The organism is Enterobacter sp. BNK-18, assembly GCF_047456135.1.
GTDB lineage: Bacteria > Pseudomonadota > Gammaproteobacteria > Enterobacterales > Enterobacteriaceae > Enterobacter > Enterobacter ludwigii.
On record NZ_CP179899.1, the window covers coordinates 3,954,191 to 3,975,444 of the forward strand.

At 55.8% G+C, this 21,254-nt stretch carries 20 protein-coding genes; 10 read left to right on the forward strand and 10 right to left on the reverse strand.

The annotated features are described in order from the left end of the window. Positions 1–32 precede the first annotated feature (32 nt). Positions 33–1,577 (reverse strand): 2,3-bisphosphoglycerate-independent phosphoglycerate mutase, encoded by a 1,545-nt coding sequence (gene gpmM, locus ACMGG3_RS19045; protein WP_414149378.1) that lies wholly within the window; start codon positions 1,575–1,577, stop codon positions 33–35. A gap of 246 nt (positions 1,578–1,823) precedes the next feature. Here gpmM and ACMGG3_RS19050 point away from each other — a divergent pair, with 246 nt between their 5' ends. The 5 genes from ACMGG3_RS19050 to cysE all read left to right on the forward strand — a co-directional run bounded on the left by ACMGG3_RS19050 (position 1,824) and on the right by cysE (position 4,937). Next, positions 1,824–2,255, forward strand: a complete 432-nt coding sequence (locus ACMGG3_RS19050; protein WP_014168077.1) for a rhodanese-like domain-containing protein — start codon at positions 1,824–1,826, stop codon at positions 2,253–2,255. An 11-nt stretch (positions 2,256–2,266) separates the two neighbouring features. Continuing rightward, positions 2,267–2,518, forward strand: a complete 252-nt coding sequence (grxC, locus tag ACMGG3_RS19055) for a glutaredoxin 3 (protein WP_014168078.1) — start codon at positions 2,267–2,269, stop codon at positions 2,516–2,518. Positions 2,519–2,550: 32 nt separating this feature from the next. Then, a complete protein-coding gene (gene secB, locus ACMGG3_RS19060) occupies positions 2,551–3,018 on the forward strand; it encodes a protein-export chaperone SecB (RefSeq protein ID WP_014168079.1) in 468 nt (155 codons plus the stop codon). Then, positions 3,018–4,037: an NAD(P)H-dependent glycerol-3-phosphate dehydrogenase gene (gpsA, locus tag ACMGG3_RS19065; protein ID WP_014168080.1), complete on the forward strand. Its 1,020-nt coding sequence runs from the start codon at positions 3,018–3,020 to the stop codon at positions 4,035–4,037. Before secB ends, gpsA begins: the two co-directional genes overlap by 1 nt. Positions 4,038–4,115: 78 nt before the next feature. Then, the gene (cysE, locus tag ACMGG3_RS19070; protein ID WP_008502718.1) at positions 4,116–4,937 is read left to right on the forward strand and encodes a serine O-acetyltransferase; all 822 of its coding nucleotides are present in this window, start codon (positions 4,116–4,118) and stop codon (positions 4,935–4,937) included. On the opposite strand, the gene trmL is transcribed toward cysE, so the two are convergent. The 9 genes from trmL to ACMGG3_RS19115 form a co-directional block, all read right to left on the reverse strand. Continuing rightward, positions 4,934–5,407, reverse strand: a complete 474-nt coding sequence (gene trmL, locus ACMGG3_RS19075) for a tRNA (uridine(34)/cytosine(34)/5-carboxymethylaminomethyluridine(34)-2'-O)-methyltransferase TrmL (protein ID WP_414149379.1) — start codon at positions 5,405–5,407, stop codon at positions 4,934–4,936. The genes cysE and trmL overlap by 4 nt on opposite strands. A gap of 45 nt (positions 5,408–5,452) precedes the next feature. Beyond that, positions 5,453–6,793 (reverse strand): MFS transporter, encoded by a 1,341-nt coding sequence (locus tag ACMGG3_RS19080; protein ID WP_025206448.1) that lies wholly within the window; start codon positions 6,791–6,793, stop codon positions 5,453–5,455. Positions 6,794–6,975: 182 nt separating this feature from the next. Next, positions 6,976–8,163 (reverse strand): FMN-dependent L-lactate dehydrogenase LldD, encoded by a 1,188-nt coding sequence (gene lldD, locus ACMGG3_RS19085; RefSeq protein WP_025206447.1) that lies wholly within the window; start codon positions 8,161–8,163, stop codon positions 6,976–6,978. Next, positions 8,160–8,933 (reverse strand): transcriptional regulator LldR, encoded by a 774-nt coding sequence (gene lldR / locus ACMGG3_RS19090; RefSeq protein ID WP_014168084.1) that lies wholly within the window; start codon positions 8,931–8,933, stop codon positions 8,160–8,162. Before lldR ends, lldD begins: the two co-directional genes overlap by 4 nt. Further along, complete coding sequence (lldP, locus tag ACMGG3_RS19095; RefSeq protein ID WP_414149380.1) at positions 8,930–10,585, reverse strand: L-lactate permease; 1,656 nt, start codon at positions 10,583–10,585, stop codon at positions 8,930–8,932. Before lldP ends, lldR begins: the two co-directional genes overlap by 4 nt. A gap of 285 nt (positions 10,586–10,870) precedes the next feature. Further along, positions 10,871–11,233, reverse strand: coding sequence for a YibL family ribosome-associated protein (locus ACMGG3_RS19100; RefSeq protein WP_014168086.1), 363 nt, complete (start codon positions 11,231–11,233; stop codon positions 10,871–10,873). A 58-nt stretch (positions 11,234–11,291) separates the two neighbouring features. Further along, on the reverse strand, positions 11,292–11,879 hold the full coding sequence (gene mtlR, locus ACMGG3_RS19105; RefSeq protein ID WP_025206446.1) for a mannitol operon repressor MtlR: 588 nt from the start codon (positions 11,877–11,879) through the stop codon (positions 11,292–11,294). Next, on the reverse strand, positions 11,879–13,027 hold the full coding sequence (gene mtlD / locus ACMGG3_RS19110) for a mannitol-1-phosphate 5-dehydrogenase (RefSeq protein WP_044858417.1): 1,149 nt from the start codon (positions 13,025–13,027) through the stop codon (positions 11,879–11,881). The genes mtlR and mtlD overlap by 1 nt, the downstream gene beginning before the upstream one ends. A 99-nt stretch (positions 13,028–13,126) precedes the next feature. Further along, positions 13,127–15,034 carry a PTS mannitol transporter subunit IICBA gene (locus tag ACMGG3_RS19115; protein ID WP_138013389.1) on the reverse strand — a complete coding sequence of 636 codons (1,908 nt, stop codon included), beginning with the start codon at positions 15,032–15,034 and terminating at the stop codon, positions 13,127–13,129. A gap of 655 nt (positions 15,035–15,689) precedes the next feature. Between ACMGG3_RS19115 and ACMGG3_RS19120 the strand changes: the two genes are divergently transcribed. From ACMGG3_RS19120 to selB, 5 genes are all read left to right on the forward strand, one after another. Further along, the gene (locus tag ACMGG3_RS19120; protein WP_014168090.1) at positions 15,690–16,046 is read left to right on the forward strand and encodes a DUF3302 domain-containing protein; all 357 of its coding nucleotides are present in this window, start codon (positions 15,690–15,692) and stop codon (positions 16,044–16,046) included. A 2-nt stretch (positions 16,047–16,048) separates the two neighbouring features. After that, a complete protein-coding gene (locus tag ACMGG3_RS19125; protein ID WP_014168091.1) occupies positions 16,049–17,185 on the forward strand; it encodes an HlyD family secretion protein in 1,137 nt (378 codons plus the stop codon). Positions 17,186–17,274: 89 nt separating this feature from the next. Beyond that, on the forward strand, positions 17,275–17,883 hold the full coding sequence (locus tag ACMGG3_RS19130; RefSeq protein WP_014168092.1) for a glutathione S-transferase: 609 nt from the start codon (positions 17,275–17,277) through the stop codon (positions 17,881–17,883). A gap of 103 nt (positions 17,884–17,986) precedes the next feature. Further along, on the forward strand, positions 17,987–19,372 hold the full coding sequence (selA, locus tag ACMGG3_RS19135) for an L-seryl-tRNA(Sec) selenium transferase (RefSeq protein WP_020882665.1): 1,386 nt from the start codon (positions 17,987–17,989) through the stop codon (positions 19,370–19,372). Beyond that, entirely contained in the window at positions 19,369–21,216 is a 1,848-nt protein-coding gene (gene selB, locus ACMGG3_RS19140) for a selenocysteine-specific translation elongation factor (RefSeq protein ID WP_410378649.1), read from the forward strand. The genes selA and selB overlap by 4 nt, the downstream gene beginning before the upstream one ends. The last annotated feature ends 38 nt before the right edge of the window (positions 21,217–21,254 follow it).

Below are 21,254 nucleotides of genomic sequence, written 5' to 3' on the forward strand. Positions count from 1 at the left end.
GAAAAAATCGCCTTTCCCCTCATGGGGAGCGATTATTCCACGATGAACAGCGGCTTACCAGTCATCTCTTCAGGGATCTCCATGCCCATCAGCGACAACATGGTTGGCGCGATGTCGGAAAGCTTGCCGCCTTCCACTGCTTTCAGTGATTTATCACCCACATAAATCAGCGGAACAGGCAGGTTGGTGTGAGCGGTGTGCGCCTGGCCGGTTGCCGGGTCGCGCATCTGTTCTGCGTTACCGTGGTCAGCGGTGATGAGCAGCTGGCCACCAACGGATTCAACCGCTTTCACGACCTGCTCAACACAGTGATCCAGCGCTTCAACCGCTTTTACGGCGGCTTCCATCACGCCGGTATGACCCACCATGTCGCCGTTCGGGTAGTTACAGATGATGGTGTCGTATTTGCCGCTTTCGATTGCCGCAACCAGTTTTTCAGTCAGCTCGGCAGAGCTCATTTCTGGCTGCAGATCGTAGGTGGCCACTTTGGGTGAGTTAATCAGAATGCGATCTTCGCCTTTGAACGGCTCTTCAACACCGCCGTTAAAGAAGAAGGTGACGTGGGCATATTTCTCGGTTTCGGAGATACGCAGCTGTGTCTTGTCGTTCTTCGCCATCCACTCACCGAAGGTATTGGCCAGTGAAGCGGGTGGATAAGCGCATGGCGCATTGATGTCAGCGGCGTATTCGGTCAGCTGAATAAAGTCGATCTTCACCACTTTCTTACGGGTGAAACCGTCGAAATCATTGTTCACGAACGCACGGGTGATTTCACGCGCGCGGTCAGCACGGAAGTTCATGAAGATCAGCGCGTCGCCGTCTTCCATGGCGGCATCAGCCTGGCCTTCAGCACGAATGACGGTTGCTTTCACGAATTCATCGTTTTCATCACGCGCGTAAGCGGCTTCCAGACCTTCCACCGCGGTCGCGAACTGGAATTCACCTTTTGCCAGCGTCATCAGGTCATAGGCCTGTTCAACGCGATCCCAACGGTTGTCGCGGTCCATTGCGTAGTAGCGCCCGATGATAGAGGCCACACGTCCTTTGCCAAGCGTGGCGAATTTGTTTTCGAAGGAGGCCAGTGAACCTTTTGCGCTGCGTGGTGGCGTATCACGACCGTCCAGGAAAGCGTGCAGATAGATTTTTTCTGCGCCGCGCTCAGCCGCCAGTTCAACCATCGCCATGATGTGATCTTCGTGGCTGTGTACGCCACCGGCGGAGAGCAGACCCATGATATGAACTGCTTTACCGGCCGCCACGGCTCTGTCCACCGCGCCGCAAAGTACTGGGTTGTTGAAGAAGGTACGTTCTTTGATTTCAACGTCCAGACGCGTCAGGTCCTGATACACGATACGACCTGCACCCAGGTTTACGTGTCCAACTTCGGAGTTGCCCATCTGACGATCTGGCAGACCCACTTCCAGCCCGGACGCATCAATCAGGGTGTGGGGACGTTTTGCCCACAGCGCGTCCATCACCGGCGTTTTGGCGTTGAAAATGGCGTTATCCTGTTGATCTTCACGGTAGCCATAGCCATCCAGAATCACCAGTACCATAGGTTTTTTAGAAACCGACATTGCGACAACCTCATGCTCAAGAGTCAAAATTTGCGTAATTTTACTACAGCTGAATCGATCAAATAGCCGCAGAAGATCAAAGAAAGCGCAGGGGCAAGGTGCTTAGCGGACGCTTTTGAGGCAATTTTTTAGGTGGCAGGCCTCAGAAAATGGATTAGGTTATGGTCGCTGGCTGTATTTGCCACAACGCACAGGTATACTCCTGTCCTGGTTTTTTTAATCACTAAGTCGGAGTAGTTACCCTCCATGCAAGAAATTATGCAATTCGTTAGCCGCCATCCGGTTCTGAGCATCGCGTGGATTGGCCTGCTGGCTGCTGTGCTGTTCACCACATTTAAAGGCCTGACGTCTAAGATTAAGGTTATCACCCGTGGTGAAGCGACGCGTCTGATTAACAAAGAAGATGCCGTCGTGGTCGATCTGCGTCAGCGTGACGATTTCCGTAAAGGTCACATTGCTGGTGCTATCAACCTGTTACCTGCTGAAATCAAAGCGAACAACGTTGGCGAGCTTGAGAAACATAAAGCCCAGCCGATTATCGTTGTTGACGCGACCGGTATGCAGGCGCAGGAATCTGCCAGCGCGCTGCATAAAGCAGGCTTCGAAAACGTAACGGTTCTGAAAGAAGGTATTTCCGGCTGGAGCGGGGAAAATCTTCCTTTGGTTCGCGGTAAATAAGGAGTTCAGTAATGGCCAATATCGAGATCTACACCAAAGCAACGTGCCCGTTCTGCCACCGTGCAAAAGCGCTTCTGAACAGCAAAGGCGTAGCGTTCAAAGAACTGCCGATTGACGGTGACGCGATTAAACGCGAAGAGATGATCCAACGTAGTGGTCGTACGACGGTTCCGCAGATTTTTATTGATGCGCAGCACATTGGCGGCTGTGATGACTTGTATGCGCTCGATGCCCGTGGTGGACTCGATCCGCTGCTGAGCTAAGAGACTTTAGGACAATTAAAAAGGGTTTTTCCATGTCAGAACAAAACAACACCGAAATGACTTTCCAGATCCAGCGTATCTACACCAAGGATGTCTCTTTCGAAGCGCCAAATGCGCCACACGTTTTCCAGAAAGATTGGCAGCCAGAGGTTAAACTTGATCTTGATACCGCATCTACCCAACTGGCGGATGACGTGTATGAAGTCGTACTGCGTGTGACTGTTACTGCCTCTCTGGGCGAAGAGACTGCATTCCTGTGTGAAGTTCAGCAGGGCGGCATCTTCTCCATCGGCGGCATCGAAGGCAACCAGATGGCGCACTGCCTGGGTGCATACTGCCCGAACATTCTGTTCCCGTATGCTCGCGAATGCATCACCAGCCTGGTTTCTCGCGGTACATTCCCGCAACTGAACCTTGCGCCAGTTAACTTTGATGCGCTGTTCATGAACTATCTGCAGCAGCAAGCTGGCGAAGGTACTGAACAACATCAGGATGCCTGATGAGCACTCTTAATGCGTCAATGACTGTGATCGGTGCCGGCTCATACGGCACCGCTCTTGCCATCACGCTGGCAAGAAATGGTCACGAAGTGGTTCTCTGGGGCCACGACCCAAAACATATCGCGACGCTGCAACGCGACCGTTGCAACGTGGCGTTCCTCCCGGACGTTCCGTTCCCAGACTCCCTGCACCTTGAAAGTGACCTTGCGACCGCGCTGGCGGCCAGCCGCAACATTCTGATTGTGGTGCCGAGCCATGTGTTTGGCGAAGTGCTGCGTCAGATCAAGCCGCTGATGCGCCCTGATGCGCGCATTGTATGGGCCACCAAAGGGCTGGAAGCCGAAACCGGACGCCTGTTGCAGGATGTCGCCCGCGAAGCACTGGGTGATGACATCCCGCTGGCGGTTATCTCGGGGCCGACGTTTGCTAAAGAGCTGGCCGCTGGCCTGCCGACGGCGATCTCGCTGGCATCAACCGATCAGGCCTTCTCCGACGATCTTCAGCATCTGCTGCACTGCGGTAAAAGCTTCCGCGTTTACAGCAACCCCGATTTTATCGGCGTACAGCTGGGCGGTGCGGTGAAGAACGTGATTGCGATCGGCGCCGGAATGTCCGACGGGATTGGTTTTGGTGCCAACGCACGTACCGCACTGATTACGCGCGGCTTAACCGAGATGTCCCGCCTTGGCGCAGCACTGGGTGCCGATCCGACCACCTTCATGGGCATGGCGGGCCTGGGCGATCTGGTGCTGACCTGTACCGACAACCAGTCCCGTAACCGCCGCTTTGGCATGATGCTCGGTGAGGGCATGGATGTGAAAGGCGCGCAGGAGAAGATTGGTCAGGTGGTTGAAGGCTATCGCAATACCAAAGAAGTTCGCGAATTGGCGCACCGTTTTGGTGTCGAAATGCCAATAACCGAGGAAATTTATCAGGTATTGTATTGCGGAAAAAATGCGCGCGAGGCAGCATTGACCTTATTAGGTCGTTCGCGCAAGGATGAGCGCAGCAGTAACTAGTCGCAGGGATTCTTGTTAGCACTATGACCCGGCCAGCACAGAACTGGCCGGTCATTAACATGTCGTCTGGAGTAAGCAATGCCGTGTGAAGAACTGGATATCGTCTGGAACAATATTAAAGCTGAAGCCCGGGCTTTGGCTGACTGCGAGCCAATGCTGGCCAGTTTCTATCATGCGACGCTACTCAAGCACGAAAACCTCGGCAGCGCCCTGAGCTATATGCTCGCCAATAAACTGGCTTCCTCGATTATGCCCGCTATCGCCATTCGTGAAGTGGTGGAAGAGGCCTATGCCGCTGACCCTGAAATGATCGCTTCTGCCGCCTGTGATATCCAGGCCGTGCGCACGCGTGACCCGGCGGTGGACAAATACTCTACGCCGTTGCTGTATCTGAAGGGCTTTCATGCCTTGCAGGCTTATCGCATCGGCCACTGGCTGTGGAATGAAGGCCGCCGCGCGCTGGCTATCTTCCTGCAAAACCAGGTTTCCGTGACCTTCCAGGTGGATATTCACCCGGCCGCGAAAATTGGCCGCGGGATCATGCTTGACCATGCCACCGGCATTGTCGTCGGTGAAACCGCGGTGATTGAAGATGACGTTTCGATTCTGCAGTCGGTCACGTTAGGCGGCACCGGTAAAACCAGCGGCGATCGCCATCCGAAAATCCGTGAAGGGGTGATGATTGGCGCGGGCGCCAAGATCCTCGGCAACATCGAAGTGGGTCGTGGTGCGAAGATTGGCGCCGGTTCGGTTGTTCTGCAGCCTGTTCCGCCGCACACGACCGCCGCTGGCGTACCGGCTCGTATTGTCGGTAAACCAGACAGCGACAAACCGTCGATGGATATGGATCAGCACTTCAACGGTATTCACCATACGTTTGAGTATGGTGACGGTATTTAACTTCTGAGAATGGCGCCCGGGTATCCCAGCTGGCGCCATGCTTCATACACCACCACCGACACCGCATTTGACAGGTTCATGCTGCGGCTGTCCGGCATCATCGGAATACGAATCTTCTGCTCAGCGGGCAGAGCATCAAGAATGGTGGCCGGCAGGCCGCGCGTTTCCGGGCCAAACATCAGATAATCACCGTTTTGATAGCGCACGGCGCTATGTGCCGGCGTACCTTTGGTGGTCAGGGCGAACATGCGCTGTGGGTTTTCGCTTTCCAGAAACGCGGCGTAATCATGATGGCGAACCACGGCCGTAAATTCATGATAATCCAGCCCCGCGCGGCGCAGACGTTTGTCGTCCCACGTAAAACCCATCGGCTCGATGATATGCAGGCGAAAACCGGTGTTGGCGCACAGGCGGATAATATTGCCGGTATTCGGCGGAATTTCTGGTTCGAATAAAACGATGTTAAGCATGCTGCCCCCTTAATTGCGGGGGCAGAATAGCAGAAACCGGGCCGCTTATGCGACGCCGAGATCCTGCGAGCGGCAACGCAGCATTTTGTAGAAGGTTGCCGCGGCCGCCAGCAGGGCGGGCAGGCTAAGGATCATCAAAATGCTGTCTGCCTGCCACTGCATGGAGAGAAGCTGCGCGCTGGTCATGGTGCCCGCCACGCCACCAAAGCGGCCAATGCCCTGCATCCAGGCAATGCCCGTTGCGCGACACTCGGTAGGATAAAAGGTGGCTGCCAGCGTCTGCATTCCCGATTGTGCGCCGTTCATCGCGATCCCCATCAGGAAAATCAAGCCGCCAAACAGGGCGATATGGTTATGTTCAATGCCGAGCGCCAGAATGAGCAGCATGGTCAGGACAAAGCCACCTGCGACCACTTTGTGTGCCTCCCAGCGATCCATCATCCAGCCCGCGAGAAGGATGCCTGCGGTACCGCCGAAGGTGAACAGCGAGGTGAGCCATGCGGATTCCGCGAGGGGATAGCCCATCCCCAGCATCAGTGTCGGCATCCAGCTAAGCAGGACGTAATAAATCACCAGCCCCATAAAATAGGTTACCCATAGCATCAGGGTGCCGGGCAGCCAGGGCTGTGAAAACAGCTGTGCTACGCTCCCTTTTTTGGCGGCGACCCGATCCTCTGCGAGGAAGAAACCGGTGACGCCATCGAGGGTCGTGCGGGCGAAACGGCTGGCGATACGGCGGATCTGCATCATGTCTTTCCCGCGTTGCACCAGGTACTTTACCGATTCCGGTAAAAACAGCATCAGCAGCAGCGTTAATATCAGCGGTGCTATCGCGCCGGTCAGCAGTACGCTTCGCCAGCCATGATGCGGGATAAGCCAGGACGATATCGCCCCACCGCCGGCCGCGCCCAGCGGGAAGCCGCAGTACATGGTATTAATCGCCATGGCGCGACAGCGCTGAGGGGCAAACTCTGAGATGAGGGTGATGGCGTTCGGCATGGCGGCACCCAGCCCCAGGCCCGTCAGAAACCGCCATAGCGTCAGGGTGTTAAGGCTTTGTGCCCAGGCCGTCCCCAGGCTTGAAAGTCCGAAGAACAGACAAGAAAAGACCAGTACGCGCTTGCGGCCTATCCGGTCCGATACCGGGCCTGCGACCAGCGCTCCCAGCGACAGCCCGAGCAGTGCTGCGCTCAGTACCGGTCCCAGATCCTGTTTGTGTATGCCCCATTCTGCCGACAGCGTGGGCGCAATGTAGCCCATTGCTGCGGTATCGAAACCATCGATCGCCAGCACCAGAAAGCCCAGCACGATGAGCACCCAGTGAAACCCCGAAAAGGGACTGTCGTCGATCACCTGCTGAATATCCACCTGACCTGAATATCTCATACGCTCCCCTCTGATGTGATGGTGTTTTTGTGTTCTTGTATTTTCTTGTCTATACAATTGCGTGCGGCACAGGTATGTCAAATTTTCTCATCTAATATGTTACCTAGATGTTATTTTTGACAAAAAAAAGCGCCCGAGGGGAGTTCGGACGCGAGGAGAGGGGAAGGGGAATCAGACGGGCGTCAGGCTGCGTCACCCTGGGCAAGCGGTGCCAGTGCGGCGGGTAATTTACCCAACTCCTGCACCAGGGAGTCCTTGCTGATTTCGCGAATCGTTTTTGCACCGGTCAACGTCATCGCCACTTTCATCTCTTTTTCGATCAGGTTGAGCAGATTCGCCACCCCTGCCTGACCAGCCGTAGCCAGTGCATAAAGATATGCGCGTCCGAGCAATACGCTGTCTGCGCCAAGGGCAATCATACGCACCACGTCAAGCCCGTTGCGGATACCGCTGTCGGCGAGGATAGCGATATCACCTTTCACCGCATCGGCAATCGCCGGCAGTGCGCGTGCGGAAGAGAGTACCCCATCAAGCTGACGTCCGCCGTGGTTAGAGACCACAATACCGTCAGCGCCAAAACGCACGGCATCGCGGGCATCTTCCGGGTCGAGGATCCCTTTGATCACCATCGGGCCGTCCCAGAATTCGCGGATCCACTCCAGGTCTTTCCACGAGATGGACGGATCGAAATTATTCGCCAGCCAGCCGATGTAATCTTCCAGCCCGGTGGGTTTACCGAGATAGGCCGAGATATTCCCCAGATCGTGCGGGCGACCATTCACACCGACATCCCAGGCCCATTGCGGGTGCGTTACCGCCTGCCAGTAGCGACGCAGGGCAGCATTTGGGCCGCTCATCCCGGAGTGGGCATCACGGTAACGGGCGCCAGGCGTCGGCATATCAACGGTAAAGACCAACGTTGAACAGCCCGCGGCTTTGGCACGCTCCAGCGCGTTGCGCATAAAGCCGCGATCGCGCAGGACGTACAGCTGGAACCACATCGGACGCTGGAGGGTCGGGGCCACTTCTTCAATCGGGCAGACGGAGACGGTGGAGAGGGTAAACGGAATACCTTTGGCATCCGCTGCCGCTGCCGCCTGGACTTCACCCCGGCGGGCGTACATGCCGCACAAACCGACTGGTGCAAGGGCCACCGGCATGGAAAGCGTTTCGTTAAACAGCGTTGTCTCAAGGCTCAGCTCAGACATATCTTTCAGCACGCGCTGGCGCAGCGCCACTTCCGACAGATCTTCCACGTTGCGGCGCAGGGTGTATTCGGCATAAGCCCCACCGTCGATATAGTGGAACAGGAACGGCGGCAAAATGCGCTGCGCTGCGGCGCGATAGTCACTGGCTGCTGAAATAATCATGCTTTGTTCTCCCTGGAAATATCACTGTCGCCAGGCAGACGGGTAATACGCGCCTGTCGGGCCTGATCTTCATCGAATCGTTTAATGGTGGTGTGCACGAACCCCAGATGCGCCATCATCGCTTTGCGCGCGGCCTCAGCATCTCCGGCCAGAATGGCGTTGAGTACCGCCTCGTGCTGTTCGGTCAGTTGGGCAAATACCGGCGGGACCAGATACATACGCTGGCGGCTCTGCTTCACGGAGGATTGCAGCAGGTCGAAGAAACCGCGCATGGTCTGGAGCAGAACGACGTTGTGCGACGCTTCGGCAATCGCCAGATGAAACCGCACGTCCGCCTGCGAGGCGATGTCCGGGTCGCTGCTTTGGGTGGCGTCAAAGCAGGCTTTGAGCTTCTCTTTGTCGGCTTCAGTGGCCCGCATGGCCGCATGCCAGGCGGTACTGGTTTCGATGGCGTGCCGCGCTTCAATGATGTCGAAGCTGTAGTCCGGGTCGTTTTCCATCAGCGTTTTAAGCGGCTGCACGATGTTTTGCTCGGACCAGTCATCGTGCTGCCAGCGGACAAAGGTGCCGCCGCCCCGACGGCTTACCAGTACCCCTTCGCTGACCAGCGTCGCCAGCGCCTCACGCAGTGAATTACGAGATACACCCAGTTGGGCGGCGAGCTGGCGCTCGGCGGGCAATTTCATGCCCGCTTCCAGCTGTTGTTCTTCAATCAGCGCCCGTACGCGAGAGGCAATCTCGTCGGACAGGCGTCTGGGCATGACTATCATGGGATCATCCAGGTTAAGACATAGGCCTGCAGGGTCGTGATCACCCCGACCATACAGGTGAATATCAGGCTGTGTTTCACGGTAAAGCGGAACAGGTCCGACTCTTTACCGACCAGTCCCACCGCCGCACAGGCAATGGCGATGGATTGCGGTGAGATCATCTTGCCGGTCACGCCGCCGGTAGTATTGGCGGCCACCAGAAGGATGTCCGACACGCCAATCTGCTGGGCTGCCGTCGCCTGCAGGGCCGCAAACAGGGCGTTAGATGAGGTATCTGAACCCGTAAGGAACACCCCCAGCCAGCCGAGGAATGGCGAGAAGAACGTGAAGGCGTGGCCGGTATGCGCCAGCGCAAGCGCCAGTGTCGATGACAGGCCGGAATAGTTCGAGATAAACGCGAACGCCAGCACCATGCCGATGGAGTAGATCGGCAGCATCAGCTCCTTAATGGTAGCCGCAAAAGTCTGTACTGCAGCCGCTGGCTTCATGCGTAACCACACCACAGACAGGATAGCGGCAAGCAGGATTGCGGTGCCGGTTGCCGAGAACCAGTCAAATTTATACACCGCGGCATACGGCGTGGCGGCGTGCACCACGGGCGGCATGCGGGCGACCATCTTGTCGAGGAACGGCACGGAGATGTTAATGACCATCTCATACAGTGCGCCACCCGGTGCGAACAGGGCCTTAAACGGTGGAATACTCCAGAGCGTAACCGTGGCGGTCAGGAACAGGAACGGAGACCATGCGCGAATGATTTGTCCCGCGGTATAACCGGTACGTGCCAGGGTTTGATCGACGTGTGAAGCACCCATATCGGCGAAACGGAAGATGCGTACCGGCTGCCAGCGTTTCAGGAACAGCGTCAGGCAGACCAGCGACACCAGTGAAGAGATAATGTCCGGCAATTCGGGGCCGAGGAAATTCGAGCTGAGATACTGGGCAATGGCAAACGAGCCGCCAGCGACGACCACCGCAGGCCATGTCTCTTTCACGCCGCGCCAGCCATCCATAATCGCCATGATCCAGAACAGCACGATGATGGTCAGGAACGGCAGCTGACGGCCAACCATCTGGCCAATTTCAAAGCTGTCCAGACCGGTGACCTGCCCGGCGACCAGAATCGGGATCCCCATCGCACCAAACGCCACCGGCGCGGTGTTAACGATCAGACAAAGACCTGCGGCGTAAAGCGGGTTGAACCCCAGCCCGACTAACAGCGCCGCGGTGATGGCAACCGGTGCGCCAAACCCGGCCGCCCCTTCCAGAAAAGCCCCGAAGGAGAAACCGACAATCAGCATCTGCAGACGCTGGTCCGGGGTAATGGAAAGTATCGATGAGCGGATAATGTCGAACTGCCCGGTTTTCAGCGAGATTTTGTAGACAAAGACCGCCGCGATGATGATCCACGCAATCGGCCATAGGCCGTAGAAGAAACCATAGACGACGGAGGCCAGCGCGCGATCGACCGGCATTTTATAGAAGAACAGTGCCACCATCAGCGCAATGGCAACGGTGTACGTCGCGGCCAGGTACCCCTTCAGCTTGAGCTTAATCAGCGCAAAGAAGAAGAACAGGATCGGAAGCGATGCGATCAGGCTCGACAGCCAGATATTGCCAGCCGGATCGTAGTTTTGTTGCCAGAGGCTCATGCAGGTCTCCTGAGGACCAGACAGTCTGCGTAGCGGGTGAGTCTCCGCTCATCTCTGCGTCACAAACTGTGTAAAAGTGGTCCTGCCAATATTGTGTTGTAGGGTGAATGACAATAAATGGTTAACCAGTTGTTATGAGTCGGCAATGATTTTGTGAGGGGAATTAGTGGAATTGTGAACCAGGAAAGTGATTACCGGGAGATTGGTTGGGCCAATTTTAAGCGGTGAGGGGGGCGACGCGGTGTGGTTTTCGCCCTCTCGCCTGGGAGAGAGGGCAGGGGACGATCAAAACGCGGTCTTACAAAAACCCGTCATCTCTTTCAGACCCATTTCGCGACCAAGCTCGGTCATGGGATGAACCACCACCAGGCCACGGACGCTTTTCTTCAGCTTGCCCATGTCGGCCTGCTCTTTTTTAGTGATGGCGCGACGGTGCGGCATGCTCAACAGCTTTTGGGCTTCGTTGCTCAGCTTCTGGCCTTTGACTTCGCGCAGACGCTCGATTTCCGCTTCAAGCTTCTCACTCTCTTTCTCCAGCTCGGCATACTTCTCGGCGGACTCAACCAGCGAGAGACCAGCCATCTGGTGGCGGATCAGATCCAGGCGGTCGCTCAGGCGTTTAATTTCGTTCTTTTCGACTTCTTTCATGACAAATAACTCTGAAAACGGGGAATTTACAGGGAAGGATACACCAATGTGAGCAGGCTTACTTCTGAAACGCTTTTTTTAAGCTGATTCGGGAAATCAGCTCAGTCAGGGAAAGGACCATTGTGGAACGGACAACCTGTTGATAACGCAGCTTTTGCATCGCGTACAGCTCAGGGTCACTGTTATCAAAATGGGGAGCAGGGGGAAGCGCGGTGACGCAGTGTAGCTCGCCGAAGGGGCCAAGGATCTCATCATCGGTAAAGGTGTACTCATTACCGTCATGATTTAACTCTTCGCGCAGCGCCATCAGCAGCTCGGCATCTTCATACTCTTGTCGGTTCAACACGCCAAGACCATAAATCAGCTTCAGACGTACCGATAAATCGCCCAGCGGTCCGTCTCCGTCCAGTAACGGTTCTACAGCATATTTTACCGCGTAGTCGTCTTTGCGAAACACCTGAAGTACCAGAATATTCACCGCCTCGGTTAGCAACTCGACGGCGGCAATCAGGAAACTTCGTACGGTTTTGCCAGCATTCAGACGCTCAAGCACACGATTTTCAAAGGCCTGGGTTTGTTCCATTATTGCCTGCATATCTGACAATCTGTTATTTGGGCGCAGGCTATCCTGCGCCGCACTCTGCATCATTTGATTGCGTTGTAAGCGTTCACCGCCTCCACAACCACGTCGCTGTTGGCATCCAGACCCGAGATCTGCGCCAGCGCACCCTGCGGGCCTTTATCGTTAATCAGCTGAGCCAGCTCCTGCGCCTGTGGATCCTGTTCGCTGCGGTAATGCATCGCGGCGGCAATCCCTTTCACCAGGTTGGCGTGCGCAAGATCATACTCCAGCGTGCCCAGCAGCGGTTTAATCAGGCGATCGCCCGCGCTCAGTTTACGCAGTGGCTGACGGCCTACGCGCTCAACGTCATCTTTCAGATACGGGTTTTCAAAACGACCGAGGATTTTCTGGATGTATGCTGCATGTTTCTCAGCATCAAAACCGTAGCGTTTGATCAGCACCGCGCCGCTCTCTTCCATTGCCCCTTTAACCACCGCACGGATGCTCTCATCGAGGATCGCGTCACGAATGGTCTGATGACCGGCCAATTTTCCGAGGTACGCGGTTATAGCATGCCCGGTGTTCAGCGTGAAGAGTTTACGTTCGACAAAGGCCATCAGGTTATCGGTTAATTCCATCCCCGGAATGGTTGGCAGTGCGCCTTTAAACTGGGTTTTATCGACGATCCACTCGCTGAAGGTTTCCACGGTCACTTCCAGCGGATCGTGGGTGGCGGATTCTGATGGCGGAACGATACGGTCAACGGCGGAATCCACAAAGCCGACGTGCGCTTCCACCCAGGCTTTATCTTCGTCCGCGACGGCGGCGAGCACATGGCCTTTCAGCTGCGTGGTGCCGCGCACCATGTTTTCACAGGCGATGATGTTCAGCGGTGTGTCGATGCCCTGCGCTTTACGTTTTGCCAGGCCTTTCGCCACCGCAGGGGCAATGCGCTCAAGCACCACCGGGCCAACGGCCGTGGTCACCAGATCGACACTGGCGATGAGGTCGATAACGTCTTCGCCAATGCTGCTTACCGCATTAACGCCAGACACCGTCTCAACCTGCTCGTTTTCGCCTACCACGTGTACCTGATAGCTATGACGGGCATTCAGGGCATCCAGGACTACCTGATTCACATCGGCGAATGTCAGCGTAATGCCTGCGTCTGCCAGCAGTTTACCGATAAAGCCACGACCGATATTACCTGCGCCAAAATGTAATGCTTTCATAGTATTAACCTTAATCAATGTTTTTACCCGAGAGGGCTGGGGTGAGGCTTTGCCCTCACCCTAACCCTCTCCCCACAGGGGGAGAGGGAAGAGGTTCCGTTACTTGTTCAACAGCGCCAGCACTTCTTCCACGCTGGTGGTGTTGGCCAGACGTTCAATGACAGAGTCGTCATCCAGCGCGTTGGTCAGGCTGGTAATCACCTGGATGTGCTCGTTGTTTCGAGCGGCGATACCAATCACCAGGCGGGCGATGTCGTCTTCTTCTTCACCGAAGCGTACACCATCCGGATACTGGCAGAACACCACGCCGGTTTTCAGTACGCGGTCTTTCGCTTCAACCGTACCGTGTGGAACCGCAATGGATTCACCCAGATAGGTTGGGGTCAGCTTTTCACGCTCCAGCATCGCGTCAACGTATTCAGGCTGCACGTAGCCGCCTTTCACCAGCTGTTCACCGGCAAAGCGAATCGCCTCTTCCTTGTTGGACGCCGTGCGGCCCAGGAAGATGTTTTCTGCGCCCAGGCGGAACAGGTGGCTGTCGTTCGCGTCAAAGCTGTCTTTCAGGCTGTCGCGGACTTTGACTTCGTTATCTTCATGACGCTGCGCGGCCACCAGGCGTTCGGTCAGGTTGGTGTACAGGCCGCTGTCCAGGAAGTTGGTCAGCGAAATGTGCTGTGCCTGAGGAACCTGACGCATCGCACGTTCGGTCAGATCGCGGTGCGTAATCACCAGGTCAACATCTGCAGGCAGGCTGTTGATGGCGCTGTTGGTGACGGAGATGTTGGTCAAACCCGCATCCTGCACTTTCTTACGCAGCACGCCGGCACCCATGGCGCTGGAACCCATACCCGCGTCACAGGCCACGATGATTTTACGTACGTGGCTTAGGTCGTTAGAGACATCGCCCGCCGCCAGCGGCGTTGCGCCTTTTGATTCGGCTTTCATGTCATGCATACGACGGGTTGCCGCTTCGATATCGTCATCTTCTTTCACTTTGCTGGTTTTCAGCAGGATAGAAGAGACCACGAAGGAGACGGCCATTGCCGCACAGATGGCTGCGATGTTAGCGAAATAGGCACCTTTCGGGGTCATCGCCAGGACCGCCAGGATGGAGCCTGGAGAGGCCGGAGAAACCAGACCACCGCCCAGCACGCTCAGGGTGAACACGCCCGTCATACCGCCGAGGATAACGGCCAGGATCAGACGTGGGTTCATCAGCACGTAAGGGAAGTAAATTTCGTGGATACCGCCCAGGAAGTGGATGATAGCCGCACCGCCCGCAGACTGTTTCGCACTGCCGCGACCAAAGAACATGTACGCCAGCAGAACACCCATGCCCGGACCCGGGTTGGCTTCAATCAGGAAGAAGATGGACTTGCCGAGGTCATGAGACTGCTGAATACCCAGCGGTGAGAAGATACCGTGGTTAATGGCGTTGTTGAGGAACAGGATTTTCGCCGGTTCAACAAAGATAGACGCCAGCGGCAGCATGTCGTGCGCAACCATGAAGTTAACGCCTGCCGCCAGAACTTTGGACAGCACTTCAACCGCAGGGCCAATGCCGAGGAACGCCAGAATCGCGAGGATCATACCGATGATGCCCGCAGAGAAGTTGTTCACCAGCATTTCGAAGCCGGATTTGATCTTGCCATCAACCCAGACGTCGAATTTCTTAATTGCCCAGCCGCCCAGAGGGCCCGCAATCATTGCACCGAGGAACATCGGCATATCCGCACCGACGATAACCCCCATCGTCGTGATGGCACCCACAACGCCACCCCGGTCTCCACCCACCAGACGACCACCGGTAAACCCGATAAGCAGCGGCAGCAGGTAGGTAATCATTGGGCCAACAAGTTTCGCCAGCGTTTCGTTAGGCAACCACCCTGTCGGAATGAACAACGCAGTGATGATACCCCACGCGATAAACGCGCCGATATTTGGCATCACCATATTGCTGAGGAAACGACCAAAGCTTTGAACTTTGATCTTGAAATCGGATGACATAAAACACCCCTTCTTCTGTTTACGCTTAGGCTTGCGGCCCGAGGTTTATTGTTAATGAGGCGGCAGAGGTAGCCGGGCCCTGTTCTGATGCTGTGAAATCTGGCACTGAATCGTTCAACTGTCCAGACGACGGAAATTTGTGTGATATGAATCACGTAAATGTAGGGGGTGCAGACATGAATGAAGTGATCTTCGTCACAAAAATGGTGGATAAAAAAAATACGATGGCGATAAATAACGCAAAAACCACCCACTTCTGTGATGTAAATCACATTTGGTTGTCGTGAGTTTGTTTCTGGATTGTGACTAATTTCACAAAAAATTTTTATGCAGAATTCTCCGGATGTGATCGGCGACAAATTCTGCCTGGCGATTCAACGCCAGGATGTCATGAAGTCACACATAAAGCTAAAAAATGACTTTTCATGTGTGGTATGGCGAAAAGCAATAAGGTACGTTACGCTCATATTGTAAGGTTAAGTCTATTATTATTCAGGATATATTTTGACACGCTTATAAACTTGCATGGAGATATTATAAAAAACGATACTCCCCTGCTCTGAAATATAAGTACACCTCGTATTTATAAAAAATTAATTAGGTTGCGTACCGTTTTATTAATTTAATGAGTTGACGTTGTTTAAGTGAGGAGAATATGTTTCTCAACTATTTTGCGCTGGGCGTATTGATTTTTGTATTTCTGGTTCTTTTTTACGGAATCATCGCCATCCATGATATTCCTTATAATATGGCCAAAAAACGGAATCATCCCCATGCGGATGCCATTCATACGGCGGGATGGATTAGCCTGTTTACGCTCCATGCGATTTGGCCGTTCCTGTGGATTTGGGCCACGTTGTACCGCGAAGATCGCGGCTGGGGGATGCAGAACCACATCTCAAAACCTGATGAGGTCCCGGGTATGGATGCTCTGACTAAACGTGTCGCCGAATTAGAACAAAAACTGGCAGCGGTACCTCCCACGGCTGACAAGAATACGCTGGAGCACTAATCATGGATCTGCTGATTATTTTGACCTATGTGGCCTTTGCCTGGGCCATTTTTAAAATATTCCGTATTCCGGTAAACCAGTGGACCCTCGCGACCGCAACATTAGGCGGGGTGTTTATTGTCGCCGGGCTTATCCTGTTGATGAACTATAACCATCCCTATACCTTTACGGCGCAAAAAGCGGTTATTTCCATTCCGATTACGCCGCAGGTTACTGGGGTAGTGAGTGAAGTTACCGATAAAAATAACCAGCTAATTAAAAAAGGCGAAGTGTTATTTAAACTTGATCCGGGCCGCTATCAGGCGCGCGTCGACAGACTGCAGGCCGACCTGGTCACCGCCACGCACAATATCGACAATCTCAAAGCGCAGCTTGCGGAAGCGGTCGCCAATACCACGCGCGTGTCCGCTGAACGTGACCGCCTGTATAAAGATTACCAGCGCTACCTGAAAGGCAGCCGGGCAAAGGTTAACCCGTTCTCTGAAAGCGATATCGACAACGCACGGCAAAACTATCTGGCGCAGGATGCGCTGGTAAAAGGCTCGGTGGCTGAACAGACGCAAATACAAAGTCAGTTAGACAGTATGGTCAACGGTGAGCAATCCCAGGTTGCTTCCCTGCGTGCTCAGCTTGCTGAAGCGAAATACAACCTGGATCAGACCGTGGTGCGTGCGCCGAGCAATGGCTATATCACGCAGGTGCTGATTCGTCCGGGGACCTATGCTGCCGCGCTGCCGCTGCGCCCGGTCATGGTCTTTATTCCTGAACAGAAACGCCAGATTGTGGCCCAGTTCCGTCAGAACTCGCTGCTGCGTCTGAAGCCGGGCGACGAAGCGGAAGTGGTCTTCAACGCGCTGCCGGGCCAGGTCTTCTCCGGCAAGCTCACCAGTATTCTGCCGGTGGTGCCGGGGGGGTCATACCAGGCGCAGGGTGCGTTGCAGTCGCTGACCGTGATCCCAGGTACCGATGGCGTATTAGGCACTATCGAGCTGGAGCCGAATGCTGATGTCGATGCGCTGCCCGACGGCATTTATGCTCAGGTGGCGGTCTATTCGGATCACTTTGCTCACGTCTCGGTAATGCGTAAGGTGCTGCTGCGTATGACCAGCTGGATGCACTACCTCTATCTCGATCACTAACCCCTTCAGGGCAGGAATGCGACACGCATACCTGCCCTTTTTTCATCGCTTGATCCATACTGACTTTTTTCGGCATCAAGGATCAGGCAATGAAACTTATCGGCAGCTACACCAGTCCCTTCGTGCGAAAAATCTCGATTCTTCTGCTGGAGAAAGGGATTGAATTCGAGTTCGTCAATGAACAGCCTTATCACGCTGAAAACGGTGTGGCGCAGTACAACCCGCTGGGAAAAGTGCCGGCGCTGGTAACAGACGAAGGCCAGTACTGGTTTGATTCCCCCATTATTGCGGAGTACATCGAGCTGCTCGGCGTGGCCCCGGCGATGTTACCGGCCGATCCAAACGCGGCGCTGGCAATGAAGCAAATTGAAGCGCTGGCCGACGGTATTATGGATGCGGCGTTAACGTCCGTACGCGAGCAGGCAAGACCCGCCGCCCAGCAGTCTGAAACGGAACTGTTACGCCAGCGTGAAAAAATCAGCCGCAGCCTGGACTGGTGCGAACAGCTTATCCGGGAGGGAAAAATTCAACCCGATAGCCTGAACCTGGCAACGATAGCCATTGCCTGCGCCATCGGTTATCTCAATTTCCGCCACGTTTCCCCCGGCTGGTGCGTCGACCGTCCATTGCTGGTGAAGCTTGCAGAAACGCTCTTTCAGCGCGAGAGCTTTGCCCGTACCGAACCGCCAAAGGCTTGATGCGGGTTATAACACTTCGCAGCAGGAGGCGGTACAATCCCTTCTTATGTTGACTCCCTCTCCCGTCGGGAGGGGGGATGATATTTACTCGCCAGGCGCTTTCATGACAACTCATCACTCCCTGTACAGCCAGATCCCTGCAACCGACCGTCTTCTTCGCGAGCCGCGCGTGCATGCTGCCGTTGCGCGGTTCGGCCATACCGCGACGGTTGAAATATTACGTCTGCTTCAGGACGAAGCCCGCAGCCATATTCAGACAGAAAATGCATTGCCGGACTGGTGTGCGGCGTGGGGGCTGGAAGTGGAGCTGAGGCTCGAGGAGAAAGCACAAAGCGCGTTACGCCCGGTCATCAACCTGACGGGAACCGTGCTGCACACCAACCTTGGTCGCGCTCAACAGGCTGAAGAGGCCGTCGCTGCGGTCGTGCAGGCCATGCGTTCCCCCGTGACGCTTGAGTACGATCTGGACGGCGCAGGGCGCGGACATCGCGATCGGGCGCTGGCGGACCTGCTCTGCGAGCTGACCGGCGCGGAAGATGCCTGCATCGTGAATAACAACGCGGCGGCGGTACTGTTAATGCTGGCAGCGACCGCCAGCGGTAAAGAGGTGGTGGTTTCCCGTGGCGAGCTGGTCGAGATTGGCGGTGCGTTTCGCATTCCGGATGTTATGCGCCAGGCGGGCTGTACCCTGCATGAAGTGGGCACCACCAACCGCACGCATGCAAAAGATTATCGCGCAGCAGTGAATGAAAATACCGGGCTACTGATGAAGGTCCACACCAGTAATTATCAGATAGCCGGATTCACCAAAACCGTTGAAGAGGCGGAGCTGGCGGAGCTGGGCCGTGAGCTGGGTGTGCCGGTGGTGGCCGACCTCGGTAGCGGTTCGCTGGTCGATCTGAGCCAGTACGGTCTGCCAAAAGAGCCCATGCCGCAGGAGATGATTGCGGCGGGCGTCAGTCTCGTGAGTTTCTCCGGCGACAAACTGCTTGGCGGCCCGCAGGCGGGGATTATCGTGGGTAAACGTGCGCTTATTGCGAAGCTGCAGCAGCACCCGCTCAAACGTGCACTGCGAGCCGATAAAATGACGCTTGCTGCGCTGGAAGCGACGCTGCGCCTTTATCTCCACCCGGAAAAACTGGCTGAACGTCTGCCCACGCTGCGCCTGCTGGCCCGTGATGCCGCCTCAATTCGCGCCCAGGGTGAGCTGCTCTTGCCACACGTTGCGCCGCACTACCCCGATTTTGACGTGCGCCTTGAAGCTTGTCAGTCGCAGATCGGCAGCGGTTCACTGCCGGTGGACAGGCTGCCCAGCGCGGCGCTCACGTTTACACCCCGTGACGGGCGCGGCAGCCAGCTTGACGCTTTGTCGGCGCGCTGGCGTGCCTTGCCAGCACCGGTTATCGGGCGCATTTACGATGGCCGAATGTGGCTGGATCTACGCTGTCTTGAAGATGAAGCGCGATTTCTGGAGATGCTGTTGAAATGATTATTGCCACCGCCGGTCACGTCGACCACGGAAAAACCACCTTATTACAGGCCCTGACCGGGGTGAATGCCGATCGTCTGCCGGAAGAGAAAAAACGCGGCATGACCATCGATCTGGGCTATGCCTACTGGCCTCAGCCTGATGGCCGGGTGCTGGGTTTTATTGATGTACCGGGACACGAGAAGTTTCTTTCTAACATGCTGGCGGGCGTCGGTGGCATCGATCATGCTCTGCTGGTGGTGGCCTGTGATGACGGCGTGATGGCGCAAACGCGTGAACATCTGGCAATTTTACAGCTGACGGGCAACCTGCAGCTGACCGTTGCGCTGACCAAAGCTGACCGCGTCGATGAGGCGCGACTCAACGCGGTGCGCGAAACCGTGCAGGCGACCTTGCGGGAGTATGGATTTGCCGATGCGCCATTATTCGTCACCGTGGCGACAGAAGGTCGCGGTATTGACGAACTTCGCCACCATTTGCAGCAGCTTACTTCACGCGAGCATGCCAGCCATCATCGTTTCCGTCTGGCGATCGACCGGGCCTTTACCGTTAAAGGCGCGGGGCTGGTGGTCACCGGTACCGCGCTGAGCGGTGAAGTGAACGTGGGCGATACCTTATGGCTCACGGGTGCCAACGCCCCGATGCGTGTGCGCGGTTTGCATGCGCAGAACCAGCCCGTAGAGCATGCCCATGCCGGGCAGCGCATCGCACTCAATATTGCGGGCGATGCGGAAAAAGAGAAGCTTAACCGTGGCGACTGGCTGCTGGCCGGTGTACCGCCGGAGCCTTCTGAGCGGGCGATCGTCGCCCTGCAGACGCATGTGCCGCTGACCCAATGGCAGCCGCTGCATATCCACCACGCGGCCAGCCATATCACCGGGCGCGTGTCACTGCTGGAAAACGACCTTGCCGAACTGGTTTTCGATTCGCCACTGTGGCTCGCGGATAATGACCGTCTGGTACTGCGTGACATTTCGGCGCGGGAGACGCTGGCCGGGGCGCGGGTGGTCACGCTCAACCCGCCGCGTCGCGGCAAGCGCAAGCCGGAGTATCTGCAATGGCTGGGAGCGCTGGCGCAGGCCGCGGATGATAAAGCCGCGTTGCTTGTTCATCTTGAGCGTGGTGCCGTCAATCTGAGCGATTTCGCATGGGCTCGTCAGCTCAGCGCGGAAGGATTACGCCTGCTGACCCAGGAGCCTGGTTTTATTCAGGCGGGTAACAATTTACTGAATGCCCCGGTCGCAGCATGCTGGCAGCGCAAGGTATTGACCACGCTCGCCACTTACCATGAACAACATCAGGATGAACCCGGCCCGGGACGTGAACGCCTGCGACGCATGGCGTTGCCGATGGAAAACGATGCGCTGGTGCTGCTGCTGATTGAAAACATGCGCGAAAGTGGGCTGATAAAAAGCCACCACGGCTGGCTGCATCTGCCGGATCACAAAGCCGGGTTTAACGCCGGGCAAGAGGCGATATGGCAGAAAGTGGCCCCGCTGTTTGGCGACGAGCCGTGGTGGGTTCGCGATCTCGCACGTGAAACGAATACCGACGAACAGGTGATGCGCCAGGTATTGCGCCATGCGGCGCAGCAGGGGTTAATCGTCGCGATCGTGAAAGATCGTTATTACCGTAACGATCGCATTGTGGCGTTTGCTAACCTGATCCGCGAGCTGGATCAGGCGCGAGGCACGACCTGCGCAGCAGATTTTCGCGATCGGCTGAACGTCGGGCGCAAGCTGGCGATTCAGATCCTGGAATATTTCAACCGCATCGGCTTTACCCGTCGTCGTGGCAACGATCATTTATTGCGGGATTCGTTATTATTTCCTGAAACTCCGTGACCCCCGTCGTAAACACCGTTACCGGCTGGCGAGAAAAT

Coding starts and splice junctions, on each gene's coding strand:
- gpmM (WP_414149378.1), bottom strand. CDS start 1,577: ATGTCGGTTTCTAAAAAACCTATGGTACTGGTGATTCTGGATGGCTAT.
- ACMGG3_RS19050 (WP_014168077.1), top strand. CDS start 1,824: ATGCAAGAAATTATGCAATTCGTTAGCCGCCATCCGGTTCTGAGCATC.
- grxC (WP_014168078.1), top strand. CDS start 2,267: ATGGCCAATATCGAGATCTACACCAAAGCAACGTGCCCGTTCTGCCAC.
- secB (WP_014168079.1), top strand. CDS start 2,551: ATGTCAGAACAAAACAACACCGAAATGACTTTCCAGATCCAGCGTATC.
- gpsA (WP_014168080.1), top strand. CDS start 3,018: ATGAGCACTCTTAATGCGTCAATGACTGTGATCGGTGCCGGCTCATAC.
- cysE (WP_008502718.1), top strand. CDS start 4,116: ATGCCGTGTGAAGAACTGGATATCGTCTGGAACAATATTAAAGCTGAA.
- trmL (WP_414149379.1), bottom strand. CDS start 5,407: ATGCTTAACATCGTTTTATTCGAACCAGAAATTCCGCCGAATACCGGC.
- ACMGG3_RS19080 (WP_025206448.1), bottom strand. CDS start 6,793: ATGAGATATTCAGGTCAGGTGGATATTCAGCAGGTGATCGACGACAGT.
- lldD (WP_025206447.1), bottom strand. CDS start 8,163: ATGATTATTTCAGCAGCCAGTGACTATCGCGCCGCAGCGCAGCGCATT.
- lldR (WP_014168084.1), bottom strand. CDS start 8,933: ATGATAGTCATGCCCAGACGCCTGTCCGACGAGATTGCCTCTCGCGTA.
- lldP (WP_414149380.1), bottom strand. CDS start 10,585: ATGAGCCTCTGGCAACAAAACTACGATCCGGCTGGCAATATCTGGCTG.
- ACMGG3_RS19100 (WP_014168086.1), bottom strand. CDS start 11,233: ATGAAAGAAGTCGAAAAGAACGAAATTAAACGCCTGAGCGACCGCCTG.
- mtlR (WP_025206446.1), bottom strand. CDS start 11,879: ATGCAGAGTGCGGCGCAGGATAGCCTGCGCCCAAATAACAGATTGTCA.
- mtlD (WP_044858417.1), bottom strand. CDS start 13,027: ATGAAAGCATTACATTTTGGCGCAGGTAATATCGGTCGTGGCTTTATC.
- ACMGG3_RS19115 (WP_138013389.1), bottom strand. CDS start 15,034: ATGTCATCCGATTTCAAGATCAAAGTTCAAAGCTTTGGTCGTTTCCTC.
- ACMGG3_RS19120 (WP_014168090.1), top strand. CDS start 15,690: ATGTTTCTCAACTATTTTGCGCTGGGCGTATTGATTTTTGTATTTCTG.
- ACMGG3_RS19125 (WP_014168091.1), top strand. CDS start 16,049: ATGGATCTGCTGATTATTTTGACCTATGTGGCCTTTGCCTGGGCCATT.
- ACMGG3_RS19130 (WP_014168092.1), top strand. CDS start 17,275: ATGAAACTTATCGGCAGCTACACCAGTCCCTTCGTGCGAAAAATCTCG.
- selA (WP_020882665.1), top strand. CDS start 17,987: ATGACAACTCATCACTCCCTGTACAGCCAGATCCCTGCAACCGACCGT.
- selB (WP_410378649.1), top strand. CDS start 19,369: ATGATTATTGCCACCGCCGGTCACGTCGACCACGGAAAAACCACCTTA.